This is a genomic window from Corynebacterium sp. HMSC067D03, assembly GCF_001811185.1.
In the GTDB taxonomy this organism is placed as follows: Bacteria; Actinomycetota; Actinomycetes; order Mycobacteriales; family Mycobacteriaceae; genus Corynebacterium; species Corynebacterium coyleae.
On sequence record NZ_KV803842.1, the window covers coordinates 161714 to 186208 of the forward strand.

The window sequence follows — 24495 nt, forward strand, 5'->3', positions numbered from 1 at the left end:
AACACGGGTTCAAATCCCGTACGGGGTACAAGAAGAAAACCTCCGATCTGGTTCGCCAGGTCGGAGGTTTTCGCGTTCGAGCCTTCCCGGCAGGTACCTTGTGTCTATGTTGTGGTTGTTGCCGTCGTTTTTAAGTGGCAGAGCGCGTCAAACTGGCTCAAGCGTGATCGACGCGCTCAGCGTTCCAGTAGCGGCGTCTAGCTTGTTTTCCACGATTCCGTTGCTTGCGGTGCCGGCACTGTTTCTCACGACGCTCGGCGGGGGAGTATTCGGCTCGTCCATGTACGAAGGCTCCAGCGTCGGCGGCTCATCCGGAGGGTTCAGTTCGTACCAGCTGAGCGATACGTTCCCAGACACGGACGCGCGTCCCGCTGAGTTGAAGTCCCTAACGCACATCGAAAACGACGTCTACGAGGTCGTCGTCTATTCGCACGCCATGGGCAAAGAAGTGAAAAACGAGGTGATTCTTCCCGGCGGTCCTGACAACGACACCCCGCGCCCGACCTTTTACCTTCTTATGGGGGCCGACGGTGCCGCGAACGGATGGTCGTGGCGTAATTCTTCGGACTACCAGGAGTTTTTCCAGAACAAGCTGGTCAACGTGGTTACACCGATTGGGTCGGTGTCCTCGATGCAGGCTGACTGGTATCGCGAAGACAAAGCAACAGGGCGAAACAAATGGCTGACATACCTGACCAAAGAGCTGCCGCCGCTTATCGACGAGCACTTCCACGGCACCGGCCACGACGCCATCGCCGGCATATCCATGTCCGGAGGGCCCGCGCTGAACATCGCGTCCATCGCGCCGGAGCGCTTTGCCGCCGCGGCCTCCTACTCGGGGTGCCCGGCTACAACCGGGATGCTGGGGGACACCTACGTGCGTGAAGCGCTGAAGATGAACGGCGCTGATCCGAAGAAGATGTGGGGCATGTCGAGCGACCCGGCCTGGCGGGCGCATTCGCCGGTGTTGAACCTGGATGCATTGCGGGACACTGCGCTGTTTATCGCCGCTGCCCAGGGGGTGCCTGGCGCGATCGATGCGTCGAAGACATCATCGGAGCGCATTGGCCCGCCTGTGACCATTGAGGCGGCATCGTATGCGTGCTCTGCCTATTTCGCCGACAAAGCCAAGCGGGCAGGTTTGGATGTCGAGTGGTACCCACAGGTGGAGGGCACACATAGTTGGGGGCTTTTTGAAAAGTCCATGCGTGAGAGCTGGCGCGTTATCGGTCCGGCGTTGAATGTGGAGCCGTTTGAGCGCGAAACACCGGTGACAAAGTCGCCGCTGCCAAGCGAAGCGCCACAACCTTTGGGGCAGCGCGGCTCGTCAGGCTCGTCAGAATCGTCAGGGTCGAGTTCGTGACAGCTGTTGGGCTACAGTTTGGCGTGTGAAACCAATGATTCGTCGCGGTGTGGCCCTGTGTGCAGCCACTACGTCATTGAGCTTGCTCGTTGCCACGCCAGCACCGGCGGTGGAATCACGTGAGAGCCTTGGGCTCGTCGAAAAGCAAGAAGCACCTGGATGGACGGGATCATCGCTGATCAACGGCTTCCGTCAGATTGGGCCGGATACTCCGCCGCTAGCAATACCGATCATCCTGATCGGCGCGATGATGAGCGGTATTTTCGGCCACCTGCTGTTCGGACGCTTTGTGTTCGAGGGCAGCTCCCGGGCGGCACAGTCACTTGGCTCGAGCACGGTGGTGGACCAAACGTTCCCGGATTCGGACGCGCCGCCTGCGCAGTTCCGCAAACTGGAGCACTTGCAGGACAACGTGTGGGTGCTCACTGTCTACTCGCCATCGATGCGCCGGGAGATTGAAAACGAACTCATCTTGCCGGAAGGCGGTCCTGAGAACACCGATCCGCGCCCGACGTTCTACCTTCTGGGCGGCGCAGGTGGTGGAATGGTGACCCCGTGGTGGAAAGATGGTCGCGCTTCTGAGTTCTTCGCAGACAAGCACATCAATGTGGTCACTCCGCGCGGCTCTATCGGCTCGCAGCAGGCCGACTGGGCTGGAACGCACGACAAGCACGGCAGTTACAAGTGGACGACGTATCTGACCAAGGAGCTGCCGCCGCTTATCGACGAGCACTTCCACGGCACCGGCCGCGACGCCATCGCAGGCCTTTCGATGTCCGGTGGGCCAGCCCTGCACATCGCCACCTTGGAAGACAGGTTTGTCGCTGCGGGAACATATTCGTCCTGCCCGTCGACAACTGGGCTTGTCGGACAGGCCTTCGCCAGCGGCACCGTGCGCATTAATAAGGGCGACCCAGCACAGATGTGGGGCAGCTCCTGGGATCCGGCGTGGGCCGCCCACTCGCCCGTGCGCAATGTTCAGGGGCTCAAGGGGAAGAAGATTTTTCTGTCGGCCTCACGTGGTTTGCCGTCGGAGCTTGACGTTGAGGTCGTCGATTCGCCCGAGCCACTTCTTGTGCCTGATGAGCAACTCGCGTATGCGTGTTCGCTGCACTTCATCGCAGAGGCACGACGCAATGGCATCGACCCGGATTGGTACGAGTTCAAGGAAGGGACGCACAACTTCGGCTTGTTCCGACGTGAGTTAGTGGCAAGTTGGGACACGCTCGGACCAGCGCTTGGTGTGGAGTAGTTTTTAGCGTCTGACGTGCTGATTTGTTGATATTGGGAAGTTTCCTTTATTGTTAGCAAGTCGCAAAAAGCGAGCGCGCCCCGTTCGTCTAGCGGCCTAGGACGTCGCCCTCTCACGGCGGTAACACGGGTTCAAATCCCGTACGGGGTACAAGGAGAAAACCTCCGATCCGGATTCCGGGTCGGAGGTTTTCGCATTGGTAGCGTAGGTTCAGTGACTTCCCTTAGTTTCTTCGAACTCGACGTGTTCTCAACCGGTGCCTACACGGGAAACCCTCTCGCGGTGATCTGCGGGGCGGACCATCTGACCACTGAGCAGATGCAGCGGATCGCAGCTTGGACGAACTTCTCGGAGACGACGTTTCTGCTCGAACCTACTAACGACGAGGCCGACTACCGGGTCCGAATCTTCACCCCAACCGAGGAATACGCCTTCGCAGGGCACCCGACCTTGGGCACGGCGCGTGCGTGGCTGGAGTTGGGTAACACGCCGAAGGCCTCAGACGGCGTCGTCCAAGAGTGCGGTGTTGGCAATGTGCAGGTGCGTATCAGCGACTCGATGCTCGCGTTCGCAACCCCACCGCTGAAGAATTCTGCACCTCTTACGGCATGCGAACGTGCAGAGATCTGCGACGTGTTCGGGGTGGGGGAGAGTTCGCTCGTTGACGCCGCGTGGGGCGACAACGGGCCGGGCTGGCGGTTGGCACTGCTGGATAGCGTAGAAACCCTTCTCGCGTTACAACGACCGGCATCGAGCGATCTCAAGGTTGCATTTGCCGCACTCACGGGTGGGACGGATCCGGCGTATGTGTTACGCGCTTTTACTCCGACGTTTGAAGACCCGGTGACGGGTAGCGCGAACGGTGCGATGGCGCAGTGGCTGCGATCGCGCGGGGACGTGCCGGCAACTTACTCGGTCTCCCAAGGTACTGCGCTCGGCCGGGACGGCCGTGTGACCATCAGTGACGACGGCTCTGACATCTGGGTTGGTGGAGCGGTGACGGTACGGGTGCGGGGACAGATTGTCGTCGATTAGCAGCAGTGTTCGAATGTTCCGTCTTTCGTGTCGGCGGCATCTTTACAGTGGGACGTGTTTCCCGACAGAAAGGAGCCGTACATGGCAGAACACATTCCGGTTGTATCACCGCGAATCATTCGGGCTATCAACGTCGCCGCATTTGCGCACCGCAATGACGTGCGCAAAGGCACCGACATTCCCTACGTATCGCACGTGTTTGGCGTGATGCACTTCGTTTCTCAAGTCACCGACGACGAGGACGTTCTCATCGGTGCACTATTCCACGACATTTTCGAAGATGTCTCCGAGGAATACAGCGCAGAGCAGATGGCTGCGGATTTCGGCGAACGCGTCGTCGAGCTCGTCCGAGACGTGACCAAAGAGGACAGCATCGGCAGCTGGCAGGCGCGCGCCGACGCATACCTTGCGCATCTTCGCGAAGCCGAGGAAGGCAGTGTTCTCATCGCAGCGGCAGACAAACTGCACAACCTGCTTTCCATTCATGCCGACCTCGACGCAATCGGGGATGACCTCTGGCGACGCTTCAATTCGCCTGTAGAGCGGCAGGTGTGGGGGTACCGCTCAGTGTGCGATGTGGTTCAGGAACGCTTGCCGGGCAATCAGCTAGGTGCGGAGCTTCGTCGCCAAGTCGAGCGATTGGAAGCCCGCACCGCCTAAGGTGGGGCACATGTCCGGCGTACCTTTTGGCGAATGCGACGCGCGTCGCGGCATACGCCGTGCCGATTTCGAGTGGGCAGCAGCAACGCTCGACGAGTACTCCGCAAAGGGGCGTAGGAAATGAAAGTTGCCATCATCGGAGCAGGCCCCCGTGGGCTGTGGGCTGCAGAAGAGCTCATTGATCGTGCGGGGCAGCGTGGAGCAGCCATCGAACTTACGGTGTTTAACGAGACACCGATGGAAGAAATTTCAGCACCAGGAGCGTTTGGTGCCTCGGTTCCGGAGCAGTGGATCCTCAACGCCCCAAAATCCATTGTGGAGACCCACCTGGGGCCCTTAGATCCAAACGACGAGTTAGAAGGGCAGTTCCCTCCACGACGACGCGTAGGCGAGCACTTGGATGCTTCGTGGGAAGCCTTGCGGACGAACTTGCCAGCAAAGTGCACGCTTGATTTCCGCATCACTCGAGTACAGGACGTAACCCCTGTGGGAAATGGCGTTGAAGTGGACGGCGAGCAGTTCGACGAAGTACTTATGGTGACAGGGCACGCGCATGATTGGCCAGGCTCGCTTGCTCATCAGGATCTCGGGGATCTTCGTGTAATCGCCCCGGCGTACCCGGCAAGCAATCTGGATTCGGTCACATCCGATGACATCGCGCTCGTGCGCGGAGCAGCGCTGACCTTTATCGATGTCGTGCGCTACGCAAAGGCGAAAGCGTTTTACCCAGTGACCCGATCGGGCCGTTTTATGGAGGTCAAGGCCTACCTCGACGAGGAGCAATCGCGCCAGGCCCAACCCGTTATTGCGGAAGCTGACCGGGCGATTCTGCAGTGCCAGTCGCTTGAAGAGCTCAAGGAAATTCTGACGGAGTCAGCAGAAGCCATCCTCGCGATCGTCGGTGGCGAAGGTGCGTGTGAGGATATTCAAGCGGTGATCAACGGCGAGGACTTCACAGGGGATCCAGTGGCGGAACTTCGCACATCCGTCGCTGCTGCAAAAGGGGAGAGACCATGGACGCCGGCGCTTGCTGTGGCGCTGGCGTTTCGCGACACCGAGGATGCGCTCATCCAGCGCGCGTCCTTCGGCGGTCGAGATTCGCTTGGCGGCTCCGAGTTCGACGATTTCATGAGCACACTCGGGCGCGTTGCTACCGGCCCACCTGTTGAATCGGCGGTGGAGATGCTCGCGCTTATCGACGACAACCGGATCCGCACCGACGTCTTCAACCGTGGCGAAGACGATTTGACCGAAGTGGCCAAGGAGGTCGGCGCAACAGTCGTGATTGACGCCGTGAACGCACCTGCCGGAGTCGTCGACGGAACTCTCATTGGGGATCTCGTCGAGCGTGGTGTCGGGATGCGTTATGCAGACACTAGCGCCCTGCACATCCACCCGGACGGCACATTGGTGGGGCAGAAGCACCTTGCTGCTGCAGGGCGGATGAACGAGGGGTTGGTCCTCGGCCACGACACGCTACGCCGAGATAAACAGAACATTATCTATCGGTGGGCTGAGCGTGTCAGTGCCCGTGCAGCGGAGTAGCCCTTAGATCCCGAACTTGTGGCGGATGTCTTGGACGAACTGAGGGTTCAGGTTGACCAGCACCGCAACAATGGCAGCGCTGAGGCCGAACAAGATGCCCAACACCGTCAGGACGATGCCGGTCGTGCTGGAGCCGGACGCGTCGGTTTCAGTGGTCTCGTGAGGGCCGTTGTTGGCGTCGTTCTCGGACGGAGTTGTCCCGGTATCGGCGCCGGATTTCTCTGTGGTGGGCGTGACGGTTTGCTTCACCGTCGTGGGGACAACCTTGGTGGTTTCCACAACGGTGGGAGATGGGGACGTAATCGTCGAAGTTTCCGTCAACGTCACCGTGGACACCGAAGTGAGCGTGGTCGGCTTCGCGGCGCTCGTCGTGGTCGCGCTTGGTTTTTCAGTCGTCGTCGGTGCTTCTTCCTGCGGGGCGTCCTCCTGCGCGGCATCCTTCTTCAGCAGGGTGACCTGATCCACCACGTACGGGGTGTTGATGTTGTACGTCGTGAGCTTCAGCGAGTCCGACGAGACATCGATGCTGGTGTAGTCCGGGTTGTAGTCTTGGCGCCAGCGTGCGGTGGACTTGTGCGCCAGGTCAGTAACATTTTCTTCACGGACATTCGGGTGGGTCGTGCCGTTTTCGTCCTGGAAGTCGTAGTACTTGCCACCCGTTGCCGTGGTGGAGGTGACGTAGAGGACCTCGTTGTCTTCCGGAATAAGAATGTCGCCGGACTTCGATGCGCCAGCGGGGATAACAGGGTCGACACCGTTCATCAGATGCGTGCGCGTGTAGATGTGGTCGTGGCCGCTGAGCACCAGGTCCACACCGGCTTCGGACAACTTCGGGGTCAAGGAGTTGCGTAGTTCGACGACATCCTTGTCGGTGTAGTGCGTGCCCTGGGAGAACGGTGCGTGGTGGATACCGACGATCACCCAGTCGGCGTCGCCACCATGTGCGGCAATCGTTTCGTTGACAAACTTCGCGTGGACGTCGATGTCGGCCTTGGATGCGCGATTGCCGTCCAACCCGATGAACAAGACGTTGTTGTAGTTGAAGAAGTAGTTCGCGGTGTCATCAACTTCGTTGGGCAGGAAGTACGTGTCCTGGAAGTGACGGTCGAGCGTGTATGTCTCGTGATTGCCCTTCAGTACGGCAAGGCGGTACTCCTGGAGTTTCTCTGGCGCGGTGAATGCCTCAAGCTGTTTGACCGGGGCACCCCAGCCCTCAACTTGGTCGCCCAGGTGCATGATGAACGCGGAGTCGGGGTGTTCACCGGTTGCGGTATTGACCGCTTTGTTCCATGCGGCGGACTGCTCGGCGATCTTCGTATCTACGCCGATTTGCGCATCGGCCATGGCGAGGAAGCTCCAGGAATCCCCGTCAGTGCCGGTGGTAAAGGTGCGCTGCTCGCTATAGCCACGACGATCGCTTCCAACCCGGTAGGCGTACTCCGTGTCAGGCTCGAGGCCGGTCATCGTCGCTTCGTGCGGGTAGAAGACAGCCGAGTTGTACGGGCCACGGGGTGATTCCACGCGCGTGATGTTGGTTGGATCAGCAGTCGGCCAGTACTCCAGGAACTGTGTTTCGTTGGTCTTCGACTGCCAGGCCAAGTTCGCTTCCGTTGCGTCGGATCCGATGCCGAGGACGATGCGGCTGATGCGGGTGTTGATTGCACCTTCAGGGGCATCTGCAGCGACGGCCGTCGTGGCAGAGCCAAACAGCGATACGCCAACGGCCGCGGAGATTGCGCCGCGGCGGAGGGAACGAGGGGCACGGGAAAGCGAAACAGTCATGTCCACCCACACAAGTCACGTTGTTTTAACAGCGGGTTACTAGCGGATCGTCACCTCAGTGAAGTGTGGGTGAACTTTTGGAAACTTGGCGGGTTCCTCGTTGCATGAGTCTGTGAGCTGGTTGAAAGTGAGCGGCATGAGCTCGAAATCCCGTGTCAATCGCCGTATATTTCTCCAAACCGTCGCTGCGACTGTCGCCGCCGCAGCCCTAGGCACAGGTGGTGCCGTTGCTGCCCGCCGCAGCACAGTCTCCACTCCCGAGGTGCCAACGCCGGCGGATCAGTGGGGCTTGCCGTTTTTGCACGGGGTTGCTTCCGGAGATCCGCTGCCAGATCGCGTGGTGCTGTGGACTCGTGTGACGCCCTCGCGCGAGGCGTTGCCGGGCTCAGGTCTTGGCGACGATATCGAGCTGGAATGGCAGATCGACACCAATGAAGACTTCACTCACCCAAAGACAGGAAGCGCGACGGCGAGTGCGGAATCCGACCACACGGTGCACGTCGATCCGGACGGGCTCGATCCAGATACGGAGTACTTCTACCGTTTCATCGTGAAATCCGGTGAGTACGCCGGTGCTTCCTCGCCAATCGGGCGTACGTTGACGGCTCCTGCAAAGGACGCTGACGTCGATACGCTGAATCTCGCAATCGCTTCCTGCGCGAACTGGGAGTCCGGATTCTTTAGCGCCTACGCTGACATGGCCCAGCGTGCGCGCGCGGGCGAAATCGACCACGTGGTGTTCCTCGGCGATTATATCTATGAGTATCCAACCGGCGAATACGTAGGCAAGAGTGGCGTTGCCAGGATGCACCATCCGGAGTGGGAAATCACCACGTTGGAGGATTACCGCCAACGTTACGGCCGCTACCGCACCGACTTGAACCTGCAGGCGGCCCATGCGGCGTGCCCTTGGATTGTGGTGTGGGATGACCACGAGTCGGCGAACAACAGCTGGCGCGAAGGAGCCGAAAACCACACGGACGGCCGGGTTGAAGGGAAGTGGGCGCAGCGCGAAGCAGCGGCGATGCAGGCGTACTACGAATGGCTCCCGGTGCGTCGCAGTGCGCTCATTGAGGCTCCAGGCATCTACCGCAGCTTCCAGTTTGGCAACCTCGCGCAGCTGACCATGATGGATCTGCGCACCTTCCGCGACGAGGAAACCACCAGCGACAACTTTGCCAACGATGAGCGCACAATGCTTGGCGACGAGCAGTTTGCCTGGGTGGCAGAACAACTCCAACAGTCCACCGCACGCTGGGATGTGCTGGGCAACTCGGTGATGGTCTCGCCGATGCGATTTGCCACCATCCCGGACAACGAGAAGGCCAACATCGCTGCAGGTTATATGAAGGAGCGCGCGACGGGCATCGCGGTGAATTCGGATCAGTGGGACGGCTACGCCGCGGAGCGCGACCGCCTGCTCACCATGTTGGACGAGCAGGAATCGAACGCACTGTTCCTCACCGGCGATATTCACTCGGAGTGGGCGAACTCGATCGCCTCACCGTCCGGCTTCGGCGAGATCGGCTGCGAGATGGTCACCACCTCAATCTCCGCGCCTAACGTGGACGAGATCCTGACCACCGCGTTCGGCACGTACCACAAGGAGGACAACTCCACGTCGTTGCTGGTGGAGCAGACGATTCGGGATGCCAACCCGTGGGTCAGCCATATCGATTTTGACGCACACGGCTACGGCGTGGCCAGCATCCACTACGACTACGTGGACATGCTCTACTACCGTGTCTCGGACGTGGAGGACCCGGACGCTTCCGTCAGCTTGGGCGAGAAGCGCCAGTGGCGCATCGGCGAGGGGTTCGTCGAAGCATAATCTGCTTATCGACGACGGCCGCGACATCTGGGTGGGCGGTCACCGCCCGCGTGCGCGGCACCATCGACCTGTAGGCGCGGCTAGGACATCATCACCTTGGTCTGGGCGACCGCCTCGTCCATGCGGCTGATCGCGTGGTGCAGCCGGTGGCGCAGCCAGAGGCCGAGGAGGAGGAAGGGCAGTGCGAAGAGGACGAGGATGCCGAGGTCTCGCCAGAAGTCCCAGCCGTAGGTGCCGAAGACCGCGGCGCGCATAGCGCGGATCGAGTAGGTCGCGGGCAGCCAGGGGCTGATCGCCTGCGTCCAGCCCGGCAGCAGCTGCAGCGGGTAGGCGCCGCCCGCCGCCGAGACCTGGAGCACCAGGATGAGCACGCCCACGGCCTTGCCGGCATTGCTCAGGGAGAGCACCAGCGTGTAGCAGATCAGGTGGAAGACCAGGCTCGAGACCCACCCCGCCATGAAGAGGAGGAAGGGGTGCGCGGGCTCGATGCCCACGTAGACGATGAGGCCCGCCATGAGGAGCGTGGATTGGGCCAGGCCGGTGGTCACGAACGTCAGGTAGCGGCCGAAGTACTTCTGGCCCGCGGTGACGCGGCCGGGATCGACCACGTTCTGTTCGATGGAGCGGTCGTCCGTGCGCACGGCCACTGACGTCAACAGGGCGCCTACCCACAGGGCGAGGACCGTGTAGAGCGGGGCCATGCCGGCGCCGAAGCTGACGCGGGGGAAGACCTCCTTGCGCTCCACCTTGACTGGGTCGACGAGGGCGTCGGCGAGCTCCTCCGGGTGGCTGGAGACGAGGTCGGCCAGCTTCGTCAGGTCCCCGCTCGAGCGCGACTGCGCGATCGACCGCTGCGCCTCCTGCATCCTCGCCGCGCTGGCGCGCAGAGATTCCGCCGTGTCGCGCAGGTTCGCACCGGAGGCTGCGAGGGTGTCGCGCAGCGAGCCGGGCCGATTGGCCAGGGCAGAGGAGACGCCGTCCATGTCCGAGCGGGCCTTGTCGACGTTCGCCCGGACGTTGTCTAGCGAGCCCGACAGCGCCTCGAGGCGCGGGCGGATCCCGGTGTCGTAGGAATTCTTGGCCGAGTCCATCGCCTCGCGGGCCCGGGCGATCGAGTCCTTGATCTCCTGCCGGTCCGCGTTCTTCCCGTCCCGGCCGCCCTGCCCGGCGGTGAGGCGCGCGGCGGCGTCGTTGAGTCGGTCGCGCACGGCCGTCTGGCGGGCGATAGCGTCGTTGAGGTCGCCGACCACCGCGCGCACCGCCGGTTGGGCGTCGGGGGGAAGCACCGGGGCGACTTGGCCGTTGATGGTGTCGCGCAGGGCCGTGTACTGCTTCACCTGGACATCGATGCGCGCGGCGATGTCCGTCAGGCTCGCGGCGGTCGCCTGGGAGGTGGCGGAGGAGTCCGCCATCAGCTGGTCGACGCGGTCGCTTATGGCGGCAAAGCTTTCCGACGTTGCCCCCAGCGCCGCCGCAAGCGCTGCGCCGCCTCCGCCGAGGCCCGCCCCGGTGGCTCCGAGGTCGACGGGGCGGACCTGCCCGAGGGAGTCGCCCAGCGCCCCGGAGATCCGCTCGGCGCTGTCGACGAGCGGCACGCTCGACTCAGTGAGCGAGGCGAGCGCGTCCACGGTGCTGGCGCTGGAGAGCAGCTGGTCGCGGGCGCTGGCGGTGCGCGTCTCGATGGAGTCGAGTGCCTGCTTGGTTTCCGCCTCGTTGAAGAAGTCCGAGGTCGTCTCGATCAACCCGAAGGACACCTCGGCGAGGACTCTAGTAAACGACGCGCTGATCTGGGCGCTGACGCCCTGCGCGCCGCTGGAGATGAGCACCGGGGAGATGGGGTTCTTCTTCTCGTTGACGTAAAGGTCGATGCGGCTGGGTTCGGCGTTTCCGGCGTAGAAGGTGAACATGTCGTCGCTCAGCGTGGGCGGCAAGACGATGGCGGCGTAGTACTCACCGGACTTCGCGCCCTCGATGGCGTTGTCGGCATCGGTGATGACCCAGTCCATAGAGTCGTCGCGGTAGAGCTGGGAGAGGACCATGTCGCCGACGTTGACGGACAGCGGGGTGAGATCGCTCGTGTGGCCGCGGTCGGTGTTGGCCACCGCCACCTCGAGGCGCTCGGTGTTGCCGAATGGGTCCCACGTGGCCAGCACGTTGAACCAGGCGAAGAGGCAGGGGATGGCGATCAGGCCGACCATGACAATGCCCGCCATGACGTTGGTGTAGAGCCGGCGCAGGTCGTTGTAGGCGATGGAGAAGACGGTACTCACTTGGTGTCCTCGCTTTCGGCATCCGCGGGCCCGATGGTGACGCTGGTGCCGGCGGAGTCGTGGCGGTGGATCACGGCGTCGCGCAGCTCGGCCTCGCCGAGGCGCGAGACCTGTTCGGCGTCGACGAGGCTCTGCGTGAAGTACTCCACCGCGCCGAGGTAGAGGACGACCAGCAGTGACCAGGTGACGACGATGGCCAGCATGATCGTCTTGTCGGTGGGCAGGAGCATGGTGAGCAGGGTGATGATGGCGATGCCGACAACGCCCGCGCCGATCCCGCCGAAGATGAGGGTGCGGTAGTTCTCCCGCAGCATCCGCGCCCGCTTCTCGACGCCACCGCGGAACTCATCCCGGTCCGACAGGGCGGCCATGATGTCGGACGCGCGGTAGGGCGAGCCCATGACCTCCACCTTCTCGTTGGTGATGAGGTTCGTGCGCGCGAGCTGGCGGTTGAACAGGAGGTTGGCGTGCGAGGAGGTGAGTCGGAACAGCCACCCCAGGGCGAAGGCTGCGGCGGACATGGCGAGAAGCGCCGCCAAAAAGCGGAGGTAGTGATGACCGTAGAACCCGGCGATGGTCTCGCGCATCGCGTCGATGCCGTAGCGGAAGGGGAGGAAGGGGTAGATGCGGCGGAAGAAGTCGGGCATGAGCTCGATGGGGTAGAGGCCCGACGCGCCCGGGATCTGGATGACGACGAGGAAGACGGCGATGCCGCGGCCAATGTGGCCGAGCGCGGAGACGATGGAGTAGATGATCCCTGTGTAGGCGACCCCGATGACGATTGCGGTGGCGAGAAAGGCCGTGACGGACTGTATCTGCACCCCAAATGCCACGTTGCCGAGCGTCACCACGACGGCCTGGAGCACCGAGAGCGTGGCGAAGAGGAGGAAGCGGCCGAGGTAGGCCTGGCCGACGGTGAGGCGGCGAAAGCCCTCGGTGTCGACCTCGACGCGGAAGATGATCGTCAGCACGAACGCGCCGATCCACAGGGCCAGGTTGGTGAAGAAGGAGGCCATGGAGCTGCCGTAGTTCTCCGTGGGGAAGACGGCCTGCTGCTCGACGGTGACGGGCGAGGAGATGTACTCGCCGATCTTCGCGGAGTTGAGGTTCGTGACAGTGTTGAGGGCCTTCGAGTCGGAGGTGGCCAGGAGGGCGTTGATGTCGGACTGGGCGGCGCGGGCGCCGTCGGCAAGCGTGCCGAGGTTGCCCGAGACCTCGTCGAGGATGCCGAGGCTGGCCGCGAGCTGGTTGTCCACCCCGGCGAGCAGCGAGGTCGTTTCCTCGCGCAGGGCACGCTGGCTGTTCAGCGCGCCGCGCACGGAGGCGACGCTGCCGGAGGCCTGCGCGAGCGAGGCGTTGATCGCGGGCACGGACTCGCCGAGCTGCGTGCTTGCGGCGCGCGCTGCGGCGTTGGAGTCGGCGGTCGCGGCCTCGAGGGAGTCGCCGAGCTCGCCTATTGACGCCAACGCAGCGCCCGTGCGGCGGTCCACGTTGTTCAGGCCGTCGAGGACGGCGCGGGAGGCGACGGTACGCTCCTCCAGCGCGCTGGCCGCGGCGTCGAGCTGAGCGCGGACCCCGGGCGATAGGGCGGCCCCGGCCGACATGGCGCGCAGCTGCGCGGCGGCGGATTCGCCCTGCTTGACCACGCCGTCGACCTCGCCGACGGCGGAGCGCACTCGCCCTTGGGCGGTGCCGAGCTGGCCCGTCGCCTCCGCGATGGAGGCGTTGGCGGAGGCGGCGCCGAGGCTGAGCGCGTTGGTGGACTCGACGAGCGCGGCCGACGTGTCGGCGCTGAAACCGGCGGAGGACTTCTGCAGCTCGGCGATGATCCCCTCGGCCTCGCCGAGGGAGGAGTCCACGGACCCGAGGGTGTCGTCGACGGAGCCGACGAGGGTGTTCAGCTCGGTGACGACCGGGCGCGCCCCGCTGATGCTCTGCTTCATCGTGGCCACCCGCCCCTGGGCGGCGTCGAGGTCGGCGGCGATCTGGCCGAAGCTCCCGGAGGCCTTGCCTCGGACCTTCTCGGCGTCCTCGCGCGTCGCGATCCCCTTGTTGCGCAGCTCGGTCGCGGCGGCCTCGCCGACCTTCTTCTTGAAGGCCTCGGACACGGCCGTGTCGACGGCGTGTGCGCCGGCGTCGGTGATCGAGGGGGCGACGCCGTTGCTCTTCTCGTTGACGTAGTACTCCAGCACCGGCTGCGTGTAGGTGCCGCTGACCAGGCTCAGCAGGTCCTCGCTGAACTCGGGCGGGATGAGGAACATGGCGTAGTAGTCGCCACGCATGAGCCCGTCGCGGGCCTCGTCCTCGGGGAGGAACACCCACCCGATCTTGTCGTTGCCCTTGAGCTGCTCGGTGATCTGCTCGCCGACGTCGACCTCGCCGACGCGCTCGGCGGAGGCGCCCCGGTCGTTGTTGACCACCGCGATGCGGATGTTCTGGGTGTGGGCGTAGGGGTCCCAGAAGGCGTTGATGTTGAACCACGCGTAGAGCGCGGGGATGATAAGCACGCCGACGATGATGATGAAGGCCCGGGGAACGCGCAGCAGGCGACGAATGTCCCGTCCAAGAATCTGCCCGCTCTTTCTCACGTGGCGAGCGTACCCTCAAATGGAGCGTTTGGGGGAAACTGAGCCAAACTCGAATCCTTCAACCCCGGCGGCAGGACCGCTCAGCCCGCGCCCTCGTCGCCGACGCTCTCGAGCGCGGCGTGCTCGGCCCGGGACTGGCAGGAGCCGACGCGCGGCGCGTGGCTCACCGAGGTACTCTCCGGCGGCGTCGCAGAGGCGCTGCGCGAGCGCGGGTTGCGTCTGTATCTTGAGCCGGGGCGCTCGCTTGTCGACGGCTGCGGGCTAACCCTTGCCGAAGTCGCCTTCACCAAGACCCGTTCCGACGGCGTGCCCCTGGTGGGCCTAGCCATGAACCGCACCCGGTGCCGCACGACCTCGGATAACTTCCTCATCGACCCCTACCTGGTCAAGCGGACCCCGCCGAGTGAGGAGATCGAGGCGTTCTTGGTCGGCGCCTACTGCATCGAGGACGAACTGATCCTGCGGCGGAAGATCCGCTTCCCCCGCGGTGTGGCCCGCGAGGCGCTTGGACGACATCGACGTTCGCTGACGCCCGTTGGCGCCCCCAGTGCCGGGCCGGAGCTCGGCTAGAGCTCGGCTAGAGCTCGGCGCTCAGCCGAGCGGTGGCGTTCTTGAGCGCCTCGCCGCATGTTGCGCCGGGGGAGGGCTTCAAGCGCTCGGCGGGACCCGACACAGACAGGACCGCGACTAAGGTGCCGTCGGGCTGGAACACCGGGGTGGACACGCTCGCCAGGCCAACCTCGCGCTCGGAGACAGACTCGGCGTAGCCGACCTTGCGTACCTGTTCGAGGTCCGCTGCATCAAACGGGGAGTCGATCGGGCAGTGGGCAGCAAACACGCGGGCGGCAGAACCGGCCGATAGTGTGAGCCTGGAGCCAACCGGCACTACGTTGTGGAGTCCGCTTTCCGGTTCTTCGGCAGCGATGCAGGTGCGGGTCGATCCCGTCAGTTGGTAAAGCTGTGCGGATTCCCCGGTCTGTGCAACCAGGTCTCGCATAACCGGCGCGGCTGCCGGAAGCAGCGCGGAGGGAAGCCCCGTGGCAAGACCGGTCAGTGCTGGGCCGAGTGTCCATTCGCCGTGTTCGTTGCGGGAAAGCACATGGTGCAGTTCCAGCGCAGTGGCAATGCGGTGGGCGGTTGCGCGTGGCAGGCCGGTGTCGTCGCTAAGTTCTGCGAGTGTTTTATCACCCGCACCAACCGAGCGTGTGATGGCAACTGCGCGGTCGAGGACTTTAATCCCGGAACCTTCGTTATACTGTCTCACAGTTCGAATCCTAGCATCTCATAGTGTGGGATGTTGGGAGCCCGTATGAAGGAGGACCGGATGACTCAGCCACCGTTGACATTAGCGGAGAAAGTGTGGCGCGACCACGTGGTAACGAAGGGGGAAAACGGCGAGCCTGACCTCATCTTTATCGATTTCCAGCTCCTGCACGAAGTGACCTCGTCACAGGCGTTTGACGGTCTGCGGATGAACGGACGCACCATGCGCCACCCCGAGTTGCATTTGGCAACGGAGGACCACAACGTGCCCACCACGGGTATTACCAGCGGTGACCTCGTCGAGATCACCGAGCCTACCTCGCGCACCCAGGTAGCCACCCTGCGCGACAACTGCGCCGAGTTTGGTGTGAAGCTGCACCCGATGGGCGATATCCAGCAGGGCATCGTGCACACCGTCGGCCCGCAGCTGGGCATTACACAGCCCGGAATGACCATTGTCTGCGGCGACTCGCACACCTCGACGCACGGCGCGTTCGGCTCGATTGCCATGGGCATCGGCACCTCTGAGGTGGAGCACGTCATGGCCACCCAGACCCTGCCGCTGAAACCCTTCAAGACCATGGCCATCGAGGTCACCGGCGAGCTGCAGGACGGCGTGACGGCCAAGGACCTGATCTTGGCGATCATCGCCAAGATCGGCACCGGCGGCGGCCAGGGCCACATTATCGAGTACCGCGGCGAGGCCATCGAGAAAATGTCGATGGAAGCGCGCATGACGCTGTGCAACATGTCCATTGAAGCCGGTGCCCGCGCCGGCATGGTCGCGCCGGATCAGACCACCTTCGACTACGTCGAGGGCCGAGAGTACGCACCCAAGGGTGCCGACTGGGATGCGGCAGTCGAATACTGGAAGACGCTGCCGACTGACGAGGGCGCGACATTCGACACCGTTGTAGAAATCGACGGTGCAGCACTGACACCGTTTGTCACCTGGGGTACCAACCCAGGCCAAGGTCTGCCGCTCGGCGAAAACGTTCCCGACCCGGAGGACTTCACCGACGACAACACGAAGGCATCTGCTGCGAAGGCCATCGAATACATGGGCTTGACCCCGGGCATGCCGCTGCGCGACATCACCATCGATACGGTCTTCCTCGGCTCCTGCACCAACGCGCGCATCGAGGATCTGCGTGCAGCCGCCGACGTTGTCAAGGGCCGCCGCATCGCCGAAGGTACACGCATGCTCGTCGTACCGAGCTCCACACTTGTGAAGCAGCAGGCCGAAGAAGAAGGCCTCGACGCGATCTTCACAGAGTTCGGCGCAGAATGGCGGACCGCGGGCTGCTCCATGTGCCTCGGCATGAACCCAGACCAGTTGCGACCGGGGGAGCGCAGTGCCTCCACAAGCAACCGCAATTTCGAAGGCCGCCAAGGCCCGGGTGGCCGTACCCACCTCGTATCCCCGCTGGTTGCAGCAGCAACTGCGGTGACCGGCCACCTCGCAAGCCCGGCAGATCTGTAAAGGAGCCCGATCATGGAAAAGTTCACCACTCACACCGGCGTCGGCGTTCCGCTGACCCGCACCAACGTTGATACCGACCAGATCATCCCCGCGCGCTACCTCAAGCGTGTGACCCGCACCGGTTTCGAGGACGGCCTATTTTCTAATTGGCGTGAAAACGAAGCCACATTCGTCCTCAATCAGGACGCGTTCAAAGACGGCTCCGTGCTGTTCGCCGGCGAGGACTTTGGCACAGGCTCCTCGCGTGAACACGCTGTCTGGGCGCTCATGGACTACGGCTTCCGTGCCGTGTTCAGCCCCCGATTCGCGGATATCTTCCGCGGAAACGCCGGCAAAGCTGGCCTGCTCGCGGGCATCATGAGCCAGTCCGATATCGAGCTGATCTGGAAGCACCTTGAGCAGCACCCAGGTGATGAGGCGATCGTCTCGCTCGAAGACTGCACCGTCACCGTCGGCGGCAACACCTTTACCTTCGAGATCGACGATTACACCCGCTGGCGGCTCATGGAAGGCCTCGACGATATTGGGCTGACGCTCCGCGACGAGCCCGCCATCGAACGATTCGAAGCAACGCGTCCAGCGTTCAAGCCGTCCGTCGCGGGTTAGACCCCGGACGGCGATAGCGCCCTCGGGCTGGTTATTTGCCCAACTGGTCGACGACGCCCGGGGCGAACGCCTCCAGGAACTCACGCGCAGCGACAACGACGCCTTGGATACCGGTCTTGATCTCGTCGGAAAACTGCTGGTCGCTGCGCTCCCAGTAACCCGGCAGAGAGTAGGTCACGGCAAGCGCGGTGATGCCGCGCTGTTCGTCCTTCACTGCGGTCACGGTGGGGTAAGCCTTCTCAATGTTGTATCGCTCCACCCACTCGAGCACCTCATTAAACTGCGCGGCCTTCACCGAATCCACAGCGACGGTGGTCAGCACGTTGAGATTCGGCTCGATCATGTTGATTTCCAGACCGATACCGGAAAAACCGGTGCGCAGCGCAGGGCCAAGCGGTGCCTTTTCGTACTTCCAGCCTTCCTTGTCAAACAAGGCGATGACACGGTCGATGCTGAGGTTGCTGGTTGCAGAAGTCATGTCCTAGTCCTCCTGGTTAGCTTCGGCGTTGGCTTCGGTGTTTGCTTCGGTGGTGAAGGTTTTCGGGCCGCTCGTCGACAAGAGCTCGCTGGTATCTGGCAAGGCCTCGCGCAGCAGGTTCACCACGTGATGGATTGCGGAGAAGTAGTAGTCCAACATTGCACGCACCTGCTCGTCGGTGAAGCCTTCGTTGGAGAAGAACGGCGCGTCGATCAGCACGACGGCATCGTCCTCACGACGTACCGGGTGTACGCGCACGAGGGGCATCGTCCGGTTGATCTCGTTGCAGCGCAGACGCAGCGTCTCAATATCGTCGCCCTCAATGATGCCGAGCCAGCGTGCGGTGGCCTTGAAACCACCCTCGGCTACCTCGAAGAACACCATCAGGCTGGGAAATGCGGTGCGAACCTCGCCGCTGTCTTCTCGGAAGTACTGCACCCCCATTGATTTCAGGGTGGCCGCGATGCGGTCTTGGGAAATGGCGGTAGGAGCTGCCATGGTCTGGGCCTTTCGTCGTGGTGGGGTTACAGAACTGGAAGTGGGGAGGGGATGTAGTCCGCGCCGATGAGCTTGCCGTCGTGGAACGTCAGCACCCATACGGAGGCTTTCTTCGCGCGGATTTCTTCGTCGATAGGCAGTGTCCCTTGCGCCGAGAGCCACGCGATTATGCCGGGGATGATCCCACCTTGCGCGCACACCACGCTGGTTCCGCCGGCCTCAATCACGTCCTTGAATGCGTGCTTGGCGCCAACCATGTCGGCGATCCAGGCATCGTCGCCAAACTGCTTATCGACGACAACCTCACACCCCATCTCATCTGCCAGCGGCGCAACCGTGTGCTGGCAGCGCTCCGGAACCGCCGAGTAAATACGTTCCGGCGCGAACGCACTGAGCAGGGGAACGAGCATCTCGGATTGGCGGCGGCCCTTCTTATCCAGAGGACGCAAGTTGTCGTCGCCGGACCATTTGTTGCGGTCGTGGGCGCGGGCATGTCGGACATAGAGGATGCGTGCATCTGCGGGCGTGTTAAAGCGCTTCTGGGCCTTCTGGAGCACCTCGCGGTCGAGGTCGTACGTCATCAACTCAAGCGCTTCATTGAGTGGCAGCCAGCGGATCTCGTCGACCTCGTTGTTGGGTACGAACTCGCCACCGACGACCTCGCCGGTCCAGTAATAGACCACCTTGGTTGTCTTCTTTACCGGGTAGACCGTCTTGCCCAGCAACTTGCCCAGGCGAACGTCGTAGCCTGTTTCCTCCTTGATTTCACGTACTGCGGTTTGTACAAGCGACTCATCAGGGTCGACCTTGCCCTTGGCCAGCGACCAGTCGTCGTAATGAGGACGGTGAATACACGCAACCTCAATGGTGCCGGGTTGCTTAACGTCACCGCGCCACAGCACCGCACCCGCAGCAAGCGTGGTGCGCTCGAACTCCTTCTGGGGCTTTAACGGAATAGCCTGAAGCCTGCCAGTGAGAAACTTCTCACCCAAGGCGTCCTTATCTTGCTCGGAGAGCTTCCCGCTGTTTCCTGGTGTCTTGGATGCGTGAGTAGGCATGTCCTCCATTGTGTCCCAAGTAACCCACTCACGCCGGACACGCCACGCGCCACGGCCGGTGGTAGGTTAAACCGGAACAATCGGCTGGGAGGATTCGGAAAAATATGGTCAACGTTGCGGTACTGGGGGCAGGCTCCTGGGGTACAACCCTGGCGAAGGTGTTCGCGGACGCCGGCAACAGGGTCACGCTGTGGGCGCGTCGGGACAACCTTGCCCGCACCATTCAGACCACGCGGGAAAACCCGGAGTACCTTCCCGGCATCACACTCCCGGATGCGATCGAAGCCACCTCGAACGAGCAATACGCGCTGCAAGACGCGACCATCGTCGTCTTTGGCGTACCCAGCCAGACCATGCGGGAAAACGTCGCGCGTTGGGCACCCATGATCCCGGCTGATGCGACGATGCTGTCCATCTCAAAGGGCGTGGAAACAGGAACGCATCTGCGCATGAGTGAAGTTATTGCAGAGGTCACCGGAGCGGACCCGAACCGGATCGCAGTGCTCAGCGGGCCCAACCTGTCGCGCGAGATTGCGCTCGAACAACCTGCCGCCACCGTGATTGCATGCGCCGATGAGAACCGTGCAAAACTCGTCCAAGCCGCGTGTGCGACTAACTATTTGCGGCCGTACACCAACACGGATGTCGTGGGCTGCGAAATCGGCGGCGCGACGAAAAATGTCATTGCGCTTGCCTGTGGCATGGCCGCGGGACAGGGCCTTGGCGACAACACCCTGGCATCCCTGATCACGCGTGGCCTTGCAGAGACCACCCGTCTGGGCAACGCGCTCGGCGCGGATCCCCGCACGTTTGCAGGTCTTGCCGGTATGGGAGACCTCGTGGCCACGTGTGCTTCGCCGCTGTCGCGTAACCGCACATTTGGCTCCGCTTTGGGGCAAGGTGCGACGATGGAAGAGGCGAAGGCTGCGACGAAGGGCCAGGTTGCGGAGGGGGTGGTGTCGTCGAGAAGCATTTTCCAGCTCGCCGAAAAGCATGGCGTGGAGATGCCGATTACCCAGGCAGTGTTTGCTATTTGCCACGACAACTTCAAAGTTGCGGACACGATCGCGACACTGATGGGGCGCAGCAAGAAGGCAGAGTAAAACTGCGCCATGGCTACGCGGTAGATTGGTCAGCGTGATTCGCGTAGCAGTTCTTTATGGTGGCATGTCCACCGAGCACTCCATTTCCTGCATTTCCGCAGCGTCGGTGATGCAACACATGCCGGCTGACTACGAGGTGTTTCCCATCGGTATCACCCGTGACGGCGTATGGGTTGAAGGCACAACAGACCCAGTAAACGGCGTCGCGCTGCCTGAGGTGCCCGCTGGCCGCGAAGTTGCACTCTCCATCAACCCGACGCGCAAGGGGCAGGTTTTCGACGTCGCAACCGGCGAAAGTATCGCTTGCGTCGATGTTGTCTTCCCGGTGCTGCACGGCAAATACGGCGAAGACGGCACAGTGCAAGGACTGCTCGAACTTGCTGGTGTCCCGTACGTTGGCCCAGGGGTGCTTGCATCCGCTTGCGGCATGGACAAGGAGTACACGAAGAAGCTCGTCGCGGCTGAAAACATTGCGATCACCAGGGAAGTGATCCTCGACGGACGGGCAGTGCTTGACGACGACGAGCGTGACTACCTCGGTCTACCAGTGTTCGTAAAACCCGCCAACGGTGGGTCATCGATCGGTGTGTCCAAAGTGAGCTCCTGGGACGACTTCCCGGCGGCGTACGACCTTGCGCACGAATCCGATTCCAAGGTGATTGTGGAAGCGGAACTTGTCGGCGACGAGGTTGAGGTGGGAGTCCTCGAACGACCCGACGGGACCATTGCGGCATCTCTGCCAGCGAAGCTCAACGGCACCGAAGACTCCGAAGAAGGCTTCTACGGGTTTGAAACGAAATACCTCGAAGAGGGCGTTACGGCAACGATTCCGGCACCGTTCGACGAGGCAACAACCGCGCAACTTCAAGACATGGCGGTGACGTGTTTCAAGGCGCTGAACTGTAAGTCGCTCGCACGTGTGGACTTCTTCGTCACCAAGGACGGCCCGGTGCTCAACGAGGTCAACACCATGCCTGGATTCACCGCGATTTCGATGTACCCGCAGGTGTGGGCAGCCACCGGAGTGGACTACCCGGAACTGCTGGACACGCTGGTGCGGACCGCGCTGCGTTAAAGCACAGCGTTAAGGCGCAGCGTTAAAGCGCAGCGGTGTGCTCGGCGATCAGTTCAGTCAGGTTCGTAATCGCCTCGTTGCTCTCCGCCTGCGGCAAAGAGACGGCGATACCGCTGTCGCGCCCCAATGCGTACCACGTCGATGCCGTGGTGCCGTTTGCCAACAGCACATCCTCGAACCACGGAATGTCATTGACCTGAGCAAGTTGCGCACCCGGTGCGTAATTCGGCGATGGGGCGACACCGCAGCGCAGAACGATCGGATCACGTCCCTCAGCACGCCATGCGACGGTGTTTTCGGACGCAGGCTCTGTCCGGGTGTAGCCCTCGGCGATAGCATCCGGTGCGGCCTGGAGCAGCGCGTCGCACTTCGATGCATCTGCGCCTTCCAACGCGGACAAAGGCGCGGGGTTGTGGGGCTGATCCTTCGATGGCAGCCCATCGGCGCCCAGCCGTCCGAGGGACTTCTTTGAGTCGTGGAGTACCTGCGCATCACCGGTCACGGCGATCACAGGGGAGCGGTTCACGGTGTACCAGGTGGCCAGGTTGGACTGGGGCGTGAGGTCGTCGATACGCATCCACGTTGCATTGCCGATGGTTTCAGTAACGGCGTAGTCCGTGTACTGCGCCGGCATGTCTACACCGCAGCGCAGGGTGACGCGGTCATCGGTGGACTTGCGCCAGGCGGCGGCGCCTTGTGGTGCCGGTTCTGCGAGTTCGGCACGGGGAAGGCCGGCGAACCGGTCGGGGAGGGCGTCGATAAGCGATGCGCACTCCGGGCTATCGGCCATCGGGGCAGGAAGATCAGCCATCGCGACCGGCTGCAGCGCCACACGTTGGAAGAACACACGAGCGCCAATAACGGCTCCGAGGACGAGAAGGACTGCGAGGCCAAGACTGACCAAAATTGTTGTGCGATTAACCTGTGGTTCGTGCGCCGTGGTTGCCATGGCGAAATAGTCTAACGAAAGGGCTGCCCAACCCGTGATCACCACCGGATTTCCCACTGATGGTCCGACGCTTGCGCAGGTCGGCGAGCGAGCGGTTATCGCCGCGATTCGCGCTGCCGCACCGTCTGCCCTCAACGGCGACGACGCAGCGGTACTTACCCCCTCAGTGCCAAACTCGAGAGTCGTCGCCGGCACCGACATGTTGGTGGAAGGCCATCACTTCACTCGTGCGACCACAACCCCGTACCTTTTGGGCCGCAAGGCGACGGTGCAGAACTTCGCGGATATCGAGGCAATGGGCGCGCGCCCGATTGCAGCATTGATGGGGGTGTCTGTCTCCCGCGATGCGCCGGCAGCATGGGTCGAAGAGATCGCCCGCGGCATTGGGGATATGGCAGGGGAGTATGGCTGTGAACTCGTCGGCGGGGATCTGACCGACGGGCAAGAACTTGTGGTCTCCGTAACCGCAATCGGCTCGCTTGGTGGTAACCGTCCGCCGCTGACGCTAGATGCGGCACGCCCCGGTCAGCGAGTGGTCGCGCACGGCAATATCGGTTATTCAGCCGCAGGATTCGCGCTGCTGCAGTCCGGGATTGATGTGCCGGAGGAGCTCGAGGTGCTTGTGAAGGCGCATCAGGCCCCGGTGCTTAGCCCGGGGCGTGGCGTGGTGGCGCGCGCGGCAGGCGCGACCGCGATGACGGACAACTCGGATGGGCTCATCCGGGATGTGACGACGCTGGCAAAGGCATCTTCGGTAGGCATCGAACTGTCAAAGGTGGCGCTGCGCCCGGATGCGACCTTGCAGGCTGCGGGCGTACTCCTTGGCGTCGACCCGTGGGAGTGGGTGCTCACAGGTGGGGAGGACCACACCCTCATCGGCACGATCGATGGGTCCGCACCGGTTGGGTTCCGTTCGATTGGCGCAGTCACCCGCAAGCCCGGGGTGCGCATCGACGGCGAGGCCCCAGAATTGACCACCGGATGGGAGAGTTTCTAAATGTTGCCCGTGCACGAATCTTGGCAGGAACCGCTCGCTCCGGTGGAAGATCGAATCCACGCAATGGGGCAGTTTTTGCGCACAGAGGACGACTACCTGCCGCGTGGCCACGATATTTTGCGGGCTTTTGCGGATCCGTTCGACGATGTCCGGGTCCTCATCCTGGGCCAAGACCCGTATCCGACCCCAGGACACCCGATGGGGCTCGCGTTTTCCACCCAGCCTGGGGTGGCGGCGCCAAGGTCGCTGGTGAATATCTACAAAGAGCTGCAGGCTGATCTGGGTATCCCGCCCCGGGCGGATGGGGACCTGTCGTCGTGGTCGTCGCAAGGCATTTTGCTGCTCAACAGGGTGCTTACCGTGCGTCCGAGAAAGCCCGCGTCACACCGTGGCAAAGGCTGGGAAGAGGTTACCCAGGCCGCAATTGAGGCGCTTGTCCGCCGAGATGCGCCACTCGTAGCTATCTTGTGGGGCCGTGACGCACAGACAGCTGCGAGATTTTTGGGGGATACTCCCCGGATTGAGTCGCCGCATCCGTCGCCGTTATCAGCATCGCGCGGTTTCTTCGGTTCGCGCCCGTTCTCGCGTGCAAATGAAGCGCTTCAAGCACAGGGTGCGAATCCCATCGACTGGAGTCTGTAACAGCTCCCTGTAAGCTT

The 24495-nt window shown here is 62.6% G+C and carries 20 protein-coding genes, 1 tRNA gene and 1 pseudogene; 14 read left to right on the plus strand and 8 right to left on the minus strand.

Annotation, left to right across the window (positions count from 1 at the left end):
- Window positions 1–202 precede the first annotated feature (202 nt).
- From HMPREF2785_RS10440 to HMPREF2785_RS10465, 6 genes are all read left to right on the plus strand, one after another.
- Complete coding sequence (locus tag HMPREF2785_RS10440) at window positions 203–1363, plus strand: alpha/beta hydrolase (RefSeq protein ID WP_070615358.1); 1161 nt, start codon at window positions 203–205, stop codon at window positions 1361–1363.
- Between the two features lie 34 nt (window positions 1364–1397).
- Window positions 1398–2615, plus strand: a complete 1218-nt coding sequence (locus HMPREF2785_RS10445; protein ID WP_246821236.1) for an alpha/beta hydrolase — start codon at window positions 1398–1400, stop codon at window positions 2613–2615.
- A gap of 77 nt (window positions 2616–2692) precedes the next feature.
- Window positions 2693–2765, plus strand: a tRNA-Glu gene (locus HMPREF2785_RS10450).
- 63 nt (window positions 2766–2828) lie between these two features.
- Window positions 2829–3650 (plus strand): PhzF family phenazine biosynthesis protein, encoded by an 822-nt coding sequence (locus HMPREF2785_RS10455; protein ID WP_070450072.1) that lies wholly within the window; start codon window positions 2829–2831, stop codon window positions 3648–3650.
- 81 nt (window positions 3651–3731) lie between these two features.
- On the plus strand, window positions 3732–4310 hold the full coding sequence (locus HMPREF2785_RS10460; protein WP_070615361.1) for an HD domain-containing protein: 579 nt from the start codon (window positions 3732–3734) through the stop codon (window positions 4308–4310).
- 120 nt (window positions 4311–4430) lie between these two features.
- Entirely contained in the window at window positions 4431–5855 is a 1425-nt protein-coding gene (locus HMPREF2785_RS10465) for an FAD/NAD(P)-binding protein (RefSeq protein ID WP_070615364.1), read from the plus strand.
- Window positions 5856–5858: 3 nt separating this feature from the next.
- Here HMPREF2785_RS10465 and HMPREF2785_RS10470 read toward each other — a convergent pair whose 3' ends face one another.
- Window positions 5859–7637 (minus strand): fibronectin type III domain-containing protein, encoded by a 1779-nt coding sequence (locus HMPREF2785_RS10470; protein WP_141750690.1) that lies wholly within the window; start codon window positions 7635–7637, stop codon window positions 5859–5861.
- Window positions 7638–7773: 136 nt separating this feature from the next.
- Here HMPREF2785_RS10470 and HMPREF2785_RS10475 point away from each other — a divergent pair, with 136 nt between their 5' ends.
- Entirely contained in the window at window positions 7774–9468 is a 1695-nt protein-coding gene (locus HMPREF2785_RS10475) for an alkaline phosphatase D family protein (protein ID WP_070422959.1), read from the plus strand.
- Between the two features lie 80 nt (window positions 9469–9548).
- Here HMPREF2785_RS10475 and HMPREF2785_RS10480 read toward each other — a convergent pair whose 3' ends face one another.
- Entirely contained in the window at window positions 9549–11738 is a 2190-nt protein-coding gene (locus HMPREF2785_RS10480; protein ID WP_246817575.1) for a YhgE/Pip domain-containing protein, read from the minus strand.
- Window positions 11735–14326, minus strand: coding sequence for a YhgE/Pip domain-containing protein (locus HMPREF2785_RS10485; RefSeq protein ID WP_083279498.1), 2592 nt, complete (start codon window positions 14324–14326; stop codon window positions 11735–11737). The genes HMPREF2785_RS10480 and HMPREF2785_RS10485 overlap by 4 nt, the downstream gene beginning before the upstream one ends.
- Window positions 14327–14461: 135 nt before the next feature.
- Here HMPREF2785_RS10485 and HMPREF2785_RS10490 point away from each other — a divergent pair.
- Window positions 14462–14818 (plus strand): annotated as a pseudogene (locus HMPREF2785_RS10490) (diaminopimelate decarboxylase); the annotation flags it as partial.
- Between the two features lie 85 nt (window positions 14819–14903).
- Here HMPREF2785_RS10490 and HMPREF2785_RS10495 read toward each other — a convergent pair.
- Complete coding sequence (locus tag HMPREF2785_RS10495; protein WP_070450053.1) at window positions 14904–15590, minus strand: IclR family transcriptional regulator; 687 nt, start codon at window positions 15588–15590, stop codon at window positions 14904–14906.
- 60 nt (window positions 15591–15650) lie between these two features.
- Here HMPREF2785_RS10495 and leuC point away from each other — a divergent pair, with 60 nt between their 5' ends.
- Together leuC and leuD are read left to right on the plus strand one after the other, a co-directional pair.
- Window positions 15651–17072: a 3-isopropylmalate dehydratase large subunit gene (gene leuC / locus HMPREF2785_RS10500; protein ID WP_070615371.1), complete on the plus strand. Its 1422-nt coding sequence runs from the start codon at window positions 15651–15653 to the stop codon at window positions 17070–17072.
- Window positions 17073–17084: 12 nt separating this feature from the next.
- A complete protein-coding gene (leuD, locus tag HMPREF2785_RS10505; RefSeq protein ID WP_070615373.1) occupies window positions 17085–17678 on the plus strand; it encodes a 3-isopropylmalate dehydratase small subunit in 594 nt (197 codons plus the stop codon).
- 31 nt (window positions 17679–17709) lie between these two features.
- Here the strand turns inward: leuD and HMPREF2785_RS10510 are convergent, their stop codons facing one another.
- Genes HMPREF2785_RS10510 through HMPREF2785_RS10520 form a run of 3 tightly spaced genes read right to left on the minus strand, consistent with a single transcriptional unit; the run spans window position 17710 to window position 19712 of the window.
- Entirely contained in the window at window positions 17710–18156 is a 447-nt protein-coding gene (locus tag HMPREF2785_RS10510; protein WP_070450044.1) for a hypothetical protein, read from the minus strand.
- A gap of 3 nt (window positions 18157–18159) precedes the next feature.
- On the minus strand, window positions 18160–18654 hold the full coding sequence (locus HMPREF2785_RS10515; RefSeq protein WP_070450041.1) for a YbjN domain-containing protein: 495 nt from the start codon (window positions 18652–18654) through the stop codon (window positions 18160–18162).
- A gap of 26 nt (window positions 18655–18680) precedes the next feature.
- Window positions 18681–19712 (minus strand): NUDIX hydrolase, encoded by a 1032-nt coding sequence (locus HMPREF2785_RS10520; RefSeq protein ID WP_141750691.1) that lies wholly within the window; start codon window positions 19710–19712, stop codon window positions 18681–18683.
- A gap of 104 nt (window positions 19713–19816) precedes the next feature.
- Here HMPREF2785_RS10520 and HMPREF2785_RS10525 point away from each other — a divergent pair, with 104 nt between their 5' ends.
- Both HMPREF2785_RS10525 and HMPREF2785_RS10530 read left to right on the plus strand, forming a co-directional pair.
- The gene (locus HMPREF2785_RS10525; protein WP_070422952.1) at window positions 19817–20815 is read left to right on the plus strand and encodes an NAD(P)H-dependent glycerol-3-phosphate dehydrogenase; all 999 of its coding nucleotides are present in this window, start codon (window positions 19817–19819) and stop codon (window positions 20813–20815) included.
- A gap of 25 nt (window positions 20816–20840) precedes the next feature.
- Window positions 20841–21890 carry a D-alanine--D-alanine ligase family protein gene (locus HMPREF2785_RS10530; protein WP_168156392.1) on the plus strand — a complete coding sequence of 350 codons (1050 nt, stop codon included), beginning with the start codon at window positions 20841–20843 and terminating at the stop codon, window positions 21888–21890.
- 22 nt (window positions 21891–21912) lie between these two features.
- Here the strand turns inward: HMPREF2785_RS10530 and HMPREF2785_RS10535 are convergent, their stop codons facing one another.
- Window positions 21913–22839: a DUF3515 domain-containing protein gene (locus HMPREF2785_RS10535; RefSeq protein ID WP_070423021.1), complete on the minus strand. Its 927-nt coding sequence runs from the start codon at window positions 22837–22839 to the stop codon at window positions 21913–21915.
- 34 nt (window positions 22840–22873) lie between these two features.
- On the opposite strand from HMPREF2785_RS10535, the gene HMPREF2785_RS10540 reads away from it, so the two are divergent.
- Window positions 22874–23836, plus strand: a complete 963-nt coding sequence (locus tag HMPREF2785_RS10540) for a thiamine-phosphate kinase (RefSeq protein WP_070615376.1) — start codon at window positions 22874–22876, stop codon at window positions 23834–23836.
- Window positions 23837–24478 carry a uracil-DNA glycosylase gene (locus HMPREF2785_RS10545; RefSeq protein ID WP_070422949.1) on the plus strand — a complete coding sequence of 214 codons (642 nt, stop codon included), beginning with the start codon at window positions 23837–23839 and terminating at the stop codon, window positions 24476–24478.
- The last annotated feature ends 17 nt before the right edge of the window (window positions 24479–24495 follow it).